The sequence below is a fragment of the Aeromonas sp. EERV15 genome (assembly GCF_900079845.1).
GTDB lineage: Bacteria > Pseudomonadota > Gammaproteobacteria > Enterobacterales > Aeromonadaceae > Aeromonas > Aeromonas sobria.
Genome location: NZ_FKKY02000004.1, coordinates 1 through 11,902 on the forward strand (window position 1 = coordinate 1; position 11,902 = coordinate 11,902).

Annotated in this window: 9 protein-coding genes, 7 tRNA genes, 2 rRNA genes and 1 pseudogene; 9 read left to right on the top strand and 10 right to left on the bottom strand. The window is 57.6% G+C overall.

Features of this window, described 5'->3' with window-relative positions:
• From BN4575_RS04320 to BN4575_RS04330, 3 genes are all read left to right on the top strand, one after another.
• Positions 1-105 (top strand): 23S ribosomal RNA (locus tag BN4575_RS04320); the annotation flags it as partial.
• A 127-nt stretch (positions 106-232) separates the two neighbouring features.
• A 5S ribosomal RNA gene (gene rrf / locus BN4575_RS04325) occupies positions 233-347 on the top strand.
• Between the two features lie 97 nt (positions 348-444).
• A tRNA-Asp gene (locus BN4575_RS04330) sits at positions 445-521 on the top strand.
• 973 nt (positions 522-1,494) lie between these two features.
• On the opposite strand, the gene BN4575_RS04335 is transcribed toward BN4575_RS04330, so the two are convergent.
• Positions 1,495-1,582: transfer RNA gene (locus BN4575_RS04335), tRNA-Ser, on the bottom strand.
• 197 nt (positions 1,583-1,779) lie between these two features.
• On the opposite strand from BN4575_RS04335, the gene BN4575_RS04340 reads away from it, so the two are divergent.
• Both BN4575_RS04340 and BN4575_RS04345 read left to right on the top strand, forming a co-directional pair.
• Entirely contained in the window at positions 1,780-2,529 is a 750-nt protein-coding gene (locus BN4575_RS04340) for a DsbA family protein (RefSeq protein ID WP_068977290.1), read from the top strand.
• 298 nt (positions 2,530-2,827) lie between these two features.
• On the top strand, positions 2,828-3,730 hold the full coding sequence (locus tag BN4575_RS04345) for a sulfite exporter TauE/SafE family protein (protein WP_068977291.1): 903 nt from the start codon (positions 2,828-2,830) through the stop codon (positions 3,728-3,730).
• On the opposite strand, the gene BN4575_RS04350 is transcribed toward BN4575_RS04345, so the two are convergent.
• Positions 3,645-4,460 (bottom strand): hypothetical protein, encoded by an 816-nt coding sequence (locus BN4575_RS04350; protein WP_068977292.1) that lies wholly within the window; start codon positions 4,458-4,460, stop codon positions 3,645-3,647. The two genes, BN4575_RS04345 and BN4575_RS04350, sit on opposite strands and share 86 nt — an antisense overlap.
• A gap of 215 nt (positions 4,461-4,675) precedes the next feature.
• Positions 4,676-5,962 (bottom strand): glutamate-1-semialdehyde 2,1-aminomutase, encoded by a 1,287-nt coding sequence (gene hemL / locus BN4575_RS04355; protein ID WP_068977293.1) that lies wholly within the window; start codon positions 5,960-5,962, stop codon positions 4,676-4,678.
• 244 nt (positions 5,963-6,206) lie between these two features.
• On the opposite strand from hemL, the gene clcA reads away from it, so the two are divergent.
• From clcA to erpA, 3 genes are all read left to right on the top strand, one after another.
• Positions 6,207-7,595 carry a H(+)/Cl(-) exchange transporter ClcA gene (gene clcA, locus BN4575_RS04360; RefSeq protein WP_068977294.1) on the top strand — a complete coding sequence of 463 codons (1,389 nt, stop codon included), beginning with the start codon at positions 6,207-6,209 and terminating at the stop codon, positions 7,593-7,595.
• A 91-nt stretch (positions 7,596-7,686) separates the two neighbouring features.
• On the top strand, positions 7,687-8,382 hold the full coding sequence (locus BN4575_RS04365) for a DUF6776 family protein (RefSeq protein WP_068977295.1): 696 nt from the start codon (positions 7,687-7,689) through the stop codon (positions 8,380-8,382).
• 87 nt (positions 8,383-8,469) lie between these two features.
• Complete coding sequence (gene erpA / locus BN4575_RS04370; protein ID WP_042020983.1) at positions 8,470-8,820, top strand: iron-sulfur cluster insertion protein ErpA; 351 nt, start codon at positions 8,470-8,472, stop codon at positions 8,818-8,820.
• 138 nt (positions 8,821-8,958) lie between these two features.
• On the opposite strand, the gene nhaC is transcribed toward erpA, so the two are convergent.
• Positions 8,959-10,368: a Na+/H+ antiporter NhaC gene (nhaC, locus tag BN4575_RS04375; protein ID WP_068977296.1), complete on the bottom strand. Its 1,410-nt coding sequence runs from the start codon at positions 10,366-10,368 to the stop codon at positions 8,959-8,961.
• Positions 10,369-10,663: 295 nt separating this feature from the next.
• Between nhaC and BN4575_RS22420 the strand changes: the two are divergent.
• Positions 10,664-10,868 (top strand): annotated as a pseudogene (locus tag BN4575_RS22420) (hypothetical protein).
• Here BN4575_RS22420 and BN4575_RS04385 read toward each other — a convergent pair.
• From BN4575_RS04385 to BN4575_RS04410, 6 genes are all read right to left on the bottom strand, one after another.
• On the bottom strand, positions 10,863-11,135 hold the full coding sequence (locus BN4575_RS04385; protein ID WP_068977297.1) for a late competence development ComFB family protein: 273 nt from the start codon (positions 11,133-11,135) through the stop codon (positions 10,863-10,865). The pseudogene BN4575_RS22420 and the gene BN4575_RS04385 overlap by 6 nt on opposite strands.
• Before the next feature lie 109 nt (positions 11,136-11,244).
• Positions 11,245-11,330, bottom strand: a tRNA-Leu gene (locus tag BN4575_RS04390).
• A gap of 71 nt (positions 11,331-11,401) precedes the next feature.
• A tRNA-Leu gene (locus BN4575_RS04395) sits at positions 11,402-11,487 on the bottom strand.
• Between the two features lie 44 nt (positions 11,488-11,531).
• A tRNA-Leu gene (locus BN4575_RS04400) sits at positions 11,532-11,617 on the bottom strand.
• Positions 11,618-11,661: 44 nt separating this feature from the next.
• Positions 11,662-11,747 (bottom strand) — tRNA-Leu (locus tag BN4575_RS04405).
• 53 nt (positions 11,748-11,800) lie between these two features.
• A tRNA-Leu gene (locus BN4575_RS04410) sits at positions 11,801-11,886 on the bottom strand.
• Positions 11,887-11,902 lie beyond the last annotated feature (16 nt).

Consider the following 11,902-nt stretch of genomic DNA (forward strand, 5'->3'; position numbering starts at 1 on the left):
AGGGTCCTAAAGGGCCGTTGGAGACCACAACGTTGATAGGTGGGGTGTGTAAGCGCGGCGACGTGTTGAGCTAACCCATACTAATTACCCGTGAGGCTTAACCATACAACACCCAAGAAGTGTTCTGAGACTTGTAACAGATACCAAGTGAACTACTTAAAAATTCAGTGATAACGACAAGCCATGAGCAACATCGTTATTCACGTCAGCTTTCTCAGATTGAAGTTATTTGCCTGGCGGCCATAGCGCCGTGGAACCACCTGATCCCATGCCGAACTCAGAAGTGAAACGCGGTAGCGCCGATGGTAGTGTGGCATTCGCCATGCGAGAGTAGGACACTGCCAGGCACCCAATTAAACGGTGATGTGAGAAATCATATAACCGGCTGCGAGGATGACACCTCAGTAAGCGGCAAAAGATTTAGCGAAAAGCTAACCAAATAGCGGAGCGGTAGTTCAGTTGGTTAGAATACCGGCCTGTCACGCCGGGGGTCGCGGGTTCGAGTCCCGTCCGCTCCGCCACTAATTTTAAAGGCCTTCCCGATTGGGAAGGCCTTTTTGCTATGGGCAGATTTTGCCCATTGAAGCCCATGTTTGCACACCAGAGCGAACACAAAAGCCCTGTCTCTCGAGCGGGTGCTGTCATTTTTGGTATGAAAAACAGTCAATACCTGGCGTTTACCTGCCGGAAGAGTGCCCAACAGCCTGCAATTCCCTCCTTTTTGTATCTATACCGCGACCTTATCTGCTCGATTCACAACCATTTGAACGGGGCTGTGGTCGGCGGCACAAACAAAGAGACCTTCCCGTTGGGAAGGCCTCAGACTAATGACAACCCCCCCAGGCGCCGATCCCGGGGTTTGATCTAATTACTGCATGGTCAACCAATGGACTGCATGATTCTCAGAGAACCCGCATCCCATCTTGGATATTTGTCCTTTACCGCCACGTCGGCGTGCCTAGCTGGATAATCCATGTAGCTCCTTGAGCGATTCGATAAGGGGGAGGGTTCCAGCCACCTCAATGATGCCTTTTGTCCATGTGGCTTGATGTGCTTCAATCTCGCTCAGTAAAGTGGCTATATCAGTGGCGGGTCGTGTTTTTGCTGATCCCGTAATGTTGGAGCCTGGCTGAGGTGCGCACCTTCAATGAGGGCTTCCCTGCATTGTGTCTTAGGCTGTCAGGTTATAAGAGTGGTGCTGGTGAGCTGACACTCTTTGCAGCTGTTGCGAGCCAGCCTCAAGGGGCTAGCAGCATCAGCCCGACAATGGGGATTACCACAAGATACATGCTCAGGGAGGTCATTAAATAAGAAATGGGGTGCCGCCCAAGACACAGCTTCGGATCACTACTGAATTCAGATAAGTGATGGGTACGATCGAATTCAGTGGCGCACCCTGCCTGGCGCTGACCAATGAGGTGGAGGATGAGTGATTCAGCCAAAAATAGCAGATACAAAAAAGCCCAACCGAATTAATCAGTTGGGCTATATAGATGGCGGAGGAGGTGGGATTTGAACCCACGGATGGTCACCCATCGCCGGTTTTCAAGACCGGTGCATTCAGCCGCTCTGCCACCCCTCCGCAGCAGTGCGGCGAATATTACCATGCTGATCCGGCTTGTAAATCCCCACTTGGTTTGATTGCTGGTAAATTGCACGAAATGACATAAAAAAGTGGCAAAGCGGGTACCGCCAGCGCTTTTTAGGCCAGATAACTTGACTTGAAAACAGACTCAACCACTATAGTGGCCTCTATCATATCCTCTGCAAGATAACGTTATGACTATTAAAAATGCCCTGTTTTGCGCGCTGGCAGGCGTGACCCTGCTGGCGGCACCGGTACATGCAAGCGAGCTGACCAAAAGCGATGTCGAGCAAATCGTTCGTGACTATCTGGTCAAGAATCCCGAGATCCTGGTCGAGATGTCCAATGCCCTGCGCGCCAAGCAGGAGAGCCAGCAGGCCGAAAGCGACAAGGCGCTGATCAAGGCTCACTCCAAGCAGCTTTATGCCAACAGTGATCCCGAGATGGGGAATCCGAAGGCGTCGCTTATGGTGGTGGAGTTTTTTGATTACAACTGCGGTTACTGCAAGCGAGCTCATCCGCTGGTCAAGCAGCTGATGGCGGAAGATAAAGACATCCGTTACATCTACAAGCAGTTCCCCATTCTGAGCGAGTCCTCCTACTTCGCCGCCCGCGCTGCGCTGGCAGTTCAGCTGGGTCAGCCTGACAAGTACCAGGCGTTCCACGAAAAGCTCTATACCCATCAGGGCCCGCTCTCTGATGAAGCGCAGGTCAAGCAGCTGGCGCTGGCGGCCGGTGTTGACTGGAGCAAGGTGGAAGCCAAGATCAAGGATGGCAGCATTGACCAGAACCTTGGCACCAACCGTGCGTTGGCTGAAGCGCTCGGTATTTCCGGTACCCCGGCCTTCATCATAGGTGATCAGATCCTGCGCGGTGCGCCCCGTGATCTGGCCAGCCTGAAGGGGTTCATCAAGGACGTGCGTGCCGGCAAGAGCATTCAATAAGCGCTTGCCATGGCAAGGGGACAGTACGCCCCAAGCCAGATACAGAAAGAGGGTCGGTATCGCTACCGGCCCTCTTTTTTATTATGTCCTTTGGCACAGGTGGTCGTCGCGAAAGGACCATAACAACGTGCTCAGGACTCGGCTTGTTGGCCTCAGTAACAAGTATTAGCAGAGTCGTTCGACTTCTATCTGGAAAGATTTCAACACCTTCTGACAGGTCGTGGAGCTTGCTTAATTACAGCCAAGACTTTTTCTGTGCCCTGCCTTAGAATCGCCGCCCGGTGCAGGAGAAACCCATATGTTAGTTGATATTTTGCGGATTATTTTTATAGCCGGTGGCCTGGCATTTGTCTTTATGTTGGTGCAAGCCTGCTGGCAGAAGAAGTGCAACGGCACGCTCGAGGCCACGCCTTTCTGGCCGGTGGCGTTGATCGGCGGGGTTGCCAACTTCCTCGATACCCTTGGGGTGGGCAGCTTTGCGGTAAAGACCGCCTGCTACAAGCAGTTCAAGCTGATCGATGATCGGGTGCTGCCGGGTACCCTCAATGGCCAGTGTGTGTTGCCGACCGTGACTCAGTCGCTGATCTTCGTCGGCGCAGTGGCGGTGGATCCGCTGACGCTGATCAGCATGATGATAGCCGCCGCAGCTGGCGCTGCCTGGGGCGCTCGTCATGTGGCCTCGTTTGATCGGCAAACCATCCGGCTGGTGATGGCAATCTCCTTGCTGGTCGTCGCAGGGCTTATCTTTGCAGGTCTGCTGGGTCTTTTCCCCGTTGGCGGGGATGCGATGGGGCTCAGTGGCTACAAGCTGGCGATCGCCCTGCTCGGCAATTTCATCTTCGGGGTGCTGATGAATGTCGGTATCGGCCTGTTTGCCCCCTGCATGACACTGGTCTATCTGCTGGGGATGAATCCGCTGGCGGCGTTTCCCATCATGATGGGCTCCACCGCCGTGCTCAGCGTCTTCTCCGCAGGCACTTTTATCCGCAAAGGGGCGTTCGATGCCAAGGCCGTGCTGGCGGTAGCCATCTTCGGTCCCATCGGTGTGGTGCTGGCCGCCATGCTGGTCAAATCCATGGATATGGAGATGCTGAAGTGGCTGGTTGCCTTTATCGTCATCTATACCTCCTGGACCATGTACGCCTCCTGGCGGGCGGCGCGTCGCTCCTCTGTGCAACTGGCGGTGGAGAGCGCAGGCTAGCCTGTACCAGTGCCGCCTCGGCCTTGGCCCCCAGATAGACATAGAGGCCGAGCGCCAGCAGCAAGCCCACAGCACACCCCATCACCCCGACCGCAGGCCAGAGCAGCTCGCTCTGACCGAGCGACCCTTTGAACAGCAGCAACAGCCCCTCGATGGAGACCGCGATCAGAATGGCGGCAATAAAGCGGGTGATGGTGCGGCGAATGGCGCTGTGGCGGAAGATATCCTTATGCAGCAGCACCTCCTCTTCCATAATGGTCTTGCCCAGATCGAACACCGCCAGTGCCAACGTCAGGAAGATGATGGCGCTAAAGGCGCCGAGCTGGTTCTGCTGCTCACCGCACAACAACTGGTAGAGCTGCTCCAGCCCGTGCCAGATCAGGGTGGCGACGATGAGAAACAGCGCCATGCTGAGCACCACATAGACCGCCTTGAACCAGAGCATGGCGCGGCGGCGCTCCCTGTCCCCCATCAACCAGCCAATCAGCTGATTCAGACAGACGGTGATCTCCCGTCCTTGCCCCTGCACGATGAGGTGCAGCCGGTTATGGGCCGCCGGTACCGCAGGCTGGATGCACACCGGCCCCTGATAGCGGTCAATGCTGACAACAAAGGGATACCGCTTGAGCGAGGCAAGGGGGGCGCTGAGCAGTCCCTGCAGTAGCGGGGTCAGCTCCTTCTGATACTCCTGATAGCGCCGCAGCACATCGATGGGGCTCATCTCTGCCATATGGACCTCGGTGACGTGGGCTCTTGTAGCGGATGTGCAAATAGTGGGCCTGCTTTATGACATGGATGGCGGGGCAAGTTGCACCAGAGGATGACAAATCGGCGGGTGATGAGGGGGGAATGCACCAGAAATGGGCGTACTGCCCTGTGTGATGATGGATGCACTGCAATAGAAAAGGGCCCGTGACGGGCCCTTTTGCAACAACCAGCGGCGATTTAGCCAGCCAGCTTGGCGAAGCTGCGCTCTGCGGCGGCCAGAGTGTGCTCAATCTCCTTATCGCCGTGAGCCATTGACAGGAAGCCCGCCTCGTAGGCGCTCGGTGCTAGATAGACGCCCTCTTCCAGCATGAGATGGTAGAAGCGCTTGAAGCGTTCCATATCGCAGCGAGTGACCTGCTCGTAGCGGGTGATTTCAGTCTCTTCGGTGAAGAAGAAGCCGAACATGCCGCCCACATAGTTGATGGCGAGTGGAATGCCATGCTTGGCTGCAGTGGCTTTCAGCCCTTCTGCAACCCGTGCAGTCTTGGCGCTCAGCTGCTCATAGAGGCCCGGCTCCAGTAGCAGATCCAGCATGGTAAGACCGGCCGCCATGGCCACCGGGTTGCCGGAGAGGGTGCCTGCTTGATAGACGGGGCCGGTCGGGGCAATGTATTGCATCACCTTCTTCTTGCCGCCGAAGGCGCCCACCGGCATGCCGGCACCGATGATCTTGCCAAGGGTGGTGAGGTCGGGCTCGATGTTGTAGTGGCCCTGAGCGCCACGCAGGGAGACGCGGAAGCCGGTCATCACCTCGTCCAGGATCAGCAGAGCGCCGAACTCGTCACAGATGGCGCGCAGACCTTCCAGGAAGCCGGGGACCGGCGGGATGCAGTTCATGTTGCCAGCGACTGGCTCGACGATGATACAGGCGATCTCGTTACCGTACTGGGTGAAGGCTTCGCGTACCGACTCCAGATCGTTGAACACGCAGGTCAGGGTGTGTTTGGCGAAATCGGCCGGTACGCCCGGGCTGTTGGGTTGGCCCAGGGTCAGGGCGCCGGAACCTGCTTTGACCAGCAGGGAGTCGGCGTGGCCGTGGTAGCAGCCCTCGAATTTGACGATCTTGTCGCGACCGGTATAGCCGCGGGCCAGACGGATGGCGCTCATGGTCGCTTCGGTGCCGGAGTTGACCATCCGCACCTGCTCCATGGAGGGGACGATCTGGCGGACTTTCTCGGCCATCAGCACTTCGATCTCGGTCGGCGCACCGTAGCTCAGCCCCTTCTCAACGGCCTTGATGACGGCGGCTTTGATGGCCGGGTGGTTGTGACCCAGCAGCATGGGGCCCCAGGAGCCGATGTAATCCACGTAGGCCTGACCATCCACATCATAGAGGTAGGCGCCATCGGCATGATCGATGAAGCGGGGCGTGCCGCCGACCCCATTGAAGGCGCGGACCGGTGAGTTGACGCCACCCGGAATGGTCTGGCGGGCCTGTTCAAACAGCTGATCTGATTTTGACATGGATCATCCTTAATGGGATTTTGGTCGTCACACAAGGGATTGTAGCCGATTGAGACTCGGCAGGCCGGAGCATCAGGAGTATGCTTTGCGCTCTCGCCACCCGGACTCTCGGTCTGCTCCCGTGACAAAAATTTAACGGGCCGACTATAGCAGAAAGCCCCAGCCCTGGGCAGCCGAGCAACGCGCCGGGTGATCCTGATCTCAGCTAGCTGACGATATGGTTTTTCCAAGTTGGTGTAACAAGATGGCGCAACAAGCTCTCTCCTCTGAAGCCGATACCTCTTCGCGGGGGCCGCTTTCCCGCATTATCCGGCAAGACAAGATGCCCTTGCTGGTGCTGCTGCTGGCGGCGCTGGTCGGCACCCTGGCCGGACTGGTGTGCGGTCTGTTCGAATCGGGTGTCCATTGGCTGGCAGAGCAACGCATCGCCTTGCTGGCCGACCGTCCCTGGTGGCAGCTCGGTCTGCTTGGCTTTGGCTTCAGCGCCTTGTTGGGATTTGTCGGCTACTTCCTTACTCATACCCTTGCCCCGGAAGCGGGGGGCTCCGGCATTCCCGAAATCGAGGGGGCGATGGACGATCTGCGCCCGGTGCGGTGGTGGCGGGTGTTGCCGGTCAAGTTCTTCGGTGGCATCTGCACCCTGAGTTCCGGCATGGTGCTGGGGCGGGAGGGGCCCTCGGTGCAGATTGGCGGCAACCTCGGCAAGATGGTGGCGGATATCTTCCGGCTGCCCAAAGAGCATGGCCACGCCCTGCTGGCCGCCGGTGCGGCGGGCGGTCTGGCGGCTGCCTTCAATGCGCCGCTGGCGGGTATCCTGTTCGTGATGGAGGAGATGCGGCCGCAGTTTCGCTACTCCTTTCTCGCCATCAAGGCGGTGGGGATCTCCGCCATCATGGCGACCCTGATGCTGCAGAACATGAAAGGGCAGGGGGCGGTGATCACCTTGCCCCACTACGATGCACCAGCCCTCAAGGCACTCTGGCTGTTCCTCTTTATGGGGGCTACCTTCGGGGTGCTGGGGTTTGTCTTCAACAAGTTGGTGTTGGCCTGTCAGGATGGCTATCTGGCGCTGCATCAGAACAAGCGCCACCGTTTCGTGGCCATCGGTATGCTGGTCGCCGGGACGTTTGGTGTGTTGTCGTTGTTTGCCCCCTCGGTGACGGGCGGCGGCACCGAGCTTATTCCCCATCTGATGGGGGATGAGTATGCGATGGCGACCCTGTTCCTGATCTTCTCGGTGCGGCTGGTTGCGACCCTCATCTGCTTCTGCTCCGGTGCCCCGGGCGGGGTGTTTGCGCCGACCCTCGCACTAGGCACCCTGTTTGGCGTGGTGTTCGGCCATCTGTTTCATGCGGCGTTCCCCGAGCTGGGCATCGAGCCCGGCGCCTTTGCCATTGCAGGGATGGGGGCGCTGTTTGCTGCCACCGTACGTGCCCCCATCACCGGCATCGTGCTGGTCACCGAGATGACCGACAACTATCAGCTGATCCTGCCGATGATGATCACCACGGTCGGGGCGACCCTGGTTGCCCAGTGGCTGGGTGGCCGACCCATCTATTCCCAGATCCTGGAGCGAACTTTACGGCTCGCCGCGCGTCAAAAGCGGGGTGAGGGCAGCGCCACGGCCAGTTAATTTTTCCCTTTATCGCCTTTGACGCCAGTCCGGGCGGTATAGTGAAGGGAGCGGCGCTGCCGTAAATGGCGTGATAACGGGATGAGGGGCTATGTCCAATCTATTGAAGTTATTGGTCGTGTTAGCCGTTGGCGGGCTCATCGGTTACTTTGCCGGTAACCGCCAGGAGCTGGCCCAGAGCAGTCTGTTGGTGGTGCAGCAGGAGACGCTGGAACGTCAGGGCAAGGCCATCGGCCAGCTCAAGACCGAGTTGGGGGTGAAAGATACCCAGCTGGCGACCCAGCGGGCAGCCTTCGAGCAGTTGCAGACCACCCTGAAGAGTCAGGAGGCGCAGGTGCAGGAGCTCAAGCGCCAGCTGGCCTTTTTCGAGCGGATCATGCGCCCCACCGGTGAACAGGTGGGGGTGGTGATCGACAACCTGACGCTGCAGGAGACCAGTATTCGCGGTCGCTACCACTACCGTCTCGCCCTGACCCAGCCCGCCAAGAAGCGGGAGCTGTTTCGTGGTCAGGTGCAGATCCGGGTCGAGGGGAGTCTGGCCGATAAGCCGAAGACGCTGACCGGGCGGGATCTCGGGATGAAGGTGAGCGAGTGGCGCTATGCCCTGCGTTATTTCCAGTTGCTGGAAGGGAACTGGCAGTTGCCGGAAGGCTTTGTGCCAGATCGGATCCGTGTCACCATCAACAAGGACGGCAGGCAACCGGCACAAGAGCTGCTGGTTGAGTGGGGGGAGGTGATCAAGCCGCTGGTCGCCGCACCGCCTGCTCCGGTTCCCGCTGCCGGTTAAACGTGGTGAATACTTGAACTGAATGGTCGGGTATTAGATAATTTCGCGGTTTCCATGTTTGTGGATCTAATGGTTGTGAGGTCAGTAATGAGTGCAGTAGCAGAAGCCCCGTTGCCCATCCAGATGACGGATGCGGCGGCCAACAAGGTGAAGACCCTGGTCACCGAAGAAGAGAATCCCGAGCTGAAGCTGCGGGTATACATCACGGGTGGGGGCTGCTCCGGTTTCCAGTATGGCTTTACCTTTGATGAGAAGATCAACGACGGGGATACCGTGGTCGAGAAGAACGGCGTCACCATGGTGATCGATCCCATGAGCCTGCAATATCTGGTAGGCGGTAGTGTGGATTACATCGAGGGTCTGGAAGGTTCACGCTTCACCGTGACCAACCCCAACGCCACCACGACCTGTGGCTGTGGCTCCAGCTTCTCCATCTGATCGGCGTTACCAGTCTGATGAAACGGCTCTCGGCGACGAGGGCTGTTTTTGTTTGTGGGCTCTGCGATGACGGTCATACAGCATCCCCCTGAAACAACAAAGGCGCCTTGATGGCGCCTTTGTTGTTTGCAGGATGACTTAGCGGGAGCTTGCGGCCGCGACCAGCGGGATCCGGTTTACCCCTTTGCCCATATAGGCGAGGGACACGGTCACTATGATGCAGGTGAAGCTGAGCCACATGTAGGGCAGGTAGTCGAGGGTTGCGACCCCCAGCACCCCGGCCATGAAGATGCCGTTGTCGCTCCAGGGCACCATGCCGCAGGTGAGGGTGCCACCGAACTCGGCGTTGCGAGAGAGGTTCTTGCGCGCCAGTCCCAGTCGATCGTAGTTCTTGGCCATGATCTTGGGGGTCAGGATCAGCGACACATACATTGCCGAGCCGAACACGTTGGCCAAGAAGGCGGTGCCGATGGTGTGGCTGGTCAGGCTGCCTACGCTGTTAATGCGCTTCTCGAAGGCGCTGGCGATCACTTCCAGAATACCGACCTTCTCCAGCAGGCCGCCGAAACCCAGCCCGAAGATGATGACCGCGACCGAGCCCAGCATGGACTCCATGCCGCCGCGACCGAGAATGTTGTCGATAAAGTCGATGCCGGAGGTGATGGCAAACGGGCTATAAGCCGAGTGCATTGCCTTGACCGGATCCATGCCCTGGAAGGCGATGGCCCAGATCAGGCCCAGCAGGGCGCCGAAGCTGATCACCGGGAAGGCGGGTTTGCGATTGGCCAACAGGCCCAGTACCAGTACCACCGGCACTATGGCCAGCGGGGTGATGTTGAACTGGTTGTCGAGCGCCTCCATCACCAGATTGACCTGCTCCAGGCTGACATTGCCCGAATACTGCATGCCCACCACGGTGAACAGCACGGCGGTGATGATATAGGAGAGCAGGCTGATGGGCAGCATTCCCTTGATGTGCTCCACCACGTCGACGTTGGACATGGTCGAGGCCAGCACCACGGAGTCGGAGAGCGGAGATAGCTTGTCACCGAAGTAGACGCCGGAGAGCACGGCACCTGCTACCAGCGGCGCAGGCACGCCGAGGCTGTGGCCGATCCCCATCATGGCGATACCGGCGGTGGCGGCAGAGCCCCAGGAGGTGCCGGTGGCCAGCGAGGTCAGGGAGCAGATGATCAGGGTCGCCAGCAGGAAGATGGACGGGTGAATCACCTTGAGGCCGAAGTAGATGATGCTGGGGACGATGCCGCCAGCAATCCAGGTGCCGACCAGGGCACCGACGGAGACCAGGATCAGGATGGCCCCCATCCCCTTGGCAACGCCGTCAACGGCTGCCTGTTCCAGGGATTTGTAATCGTGGCCGAGTTTGATGCCAAGCCCCATGATGACGAACCAGGCGATGAACAACGCCAGCTGGATCGGCAGATCGAGCACGCTGGTGAACGAGAATGCCAGGGCCAGGAAAATGGCCAGACAGGCAAACACCTGTGCCATGCCCGGTAGTCGGATGTGGTTTTGTTGGTTTTGCATAGATACTTCCTAAACTCTTGCTCGCCAAGGTCGGTCCCTCTCGTCCTGTGGATACATGTATCCCGAGGGGCCAACCCAAAAAGAGGCCGCAATCTACCACAAACCTGGTGGGTTAAAGCCCCATCAAATTGGTAAAAATACACATTTGATTGAAAAAATCACAAATTAGTTGATCTCATAACCCGTTTTTGAGCGCCCTGTTGACAGGGGGGGCCACATACGACACTGGCTTACCACGCGACTTGCGTCCCGAATAGATGATGATTTTTATCAATGGTTGGTGGGGGAGAAAACAATGCGCTGGCTATTGCGGGGGATGATGTTGCTGGTGGGGCGTACTTGCATGGGGTCAGGATAAAGAGTTCGACTCCTGGAGTGCCGCTTGTCTGCTGGCTGCCTGGATGATGCTGGAGCCCGGATTGCGGCCCGCCTTGATCTTGCTGCCAGTGGCCGGGTTGACCGGTATCGTCACTCTGCTCTGGCAGCAGCCCAGGTTATGAGGTCTTGACGGGAGCCTGCATGATCTTCTGCAGTGCCAGCGTGAGTGCGTCGAGAACCAGTCTCTCCATCTCGGTGCGTTTGGCATCGGTCAGGAAGTAGATCATGTCGACATTGTGGCGAATATAGTGGGAAGGGAGTTGATTGAGGGTCAGGCAGCAGAGGTCGGCCATCTGATCGCTGGTGAGGGTCTGTTGCAGGTTTTGTTTTTCAATTTCCTTGAGTACCAGATGTTCGTAAAAGTTGTGAATATCGGTATCCAGTATCATATGCATTCCTTGGTATGACGATCGGTGGGAGTTGTCAAAAGCATAGTCATAACAAGGAGTAAAAACAAAAGGCCCGTCACTTTCGTGAAGGGCCTTTTGCAAAAATGAATGGTGCGAAGAGAGGGACTCGAACCCTCACATCCGTGGGACACTAACACCTGAAGCTAGCGCGTCTACCAATTCCGCCACCTTCGCACACTGATTTTCTCCATCTGATTTTTAAATGCGGTTGGAACGCATTGCTCTGTTTTTACATGTCAGAATCATGGTGCGAAGAGAGGGACTCGAACCCTCACACCCGGGGGGCACTAACACCTGAAGCTAGCGCGTCTACCAATTCCGCCACCTTCGCACATTGTGTTACCAGTTTAGATTTACATGCTGTCTGGAGAAGCATGGTGCGAAGAGAGGGACTCGAACCCTCACATCCGTGGGACACTAACACCTGAAGCTAGCGCGTCTACCAATTCCGCCACCTTCGCACATTGTGTTACCAGTTTAGATTTACATGCTGTCTGGAGAAGCATGGTGCGAAGAGAGGGACTCGAACCCTCACACCCGGGGGGCACTAACACCTGAAGCTAGCGCGTCTACCAATTCCGCCACCTTCGCACATTCGGGTTTTCTAGTTGGATTTACATGCTGCTGAATCAGCATGGCAGTATTGGTGCGAAGAGAGGGACTCGAACCCTCACATCCGTGGGACACTAACACCTGAAGCTAGCGCGTCTACCAATTCCGCCACCTTCGCATCACTGCGGAGGGGG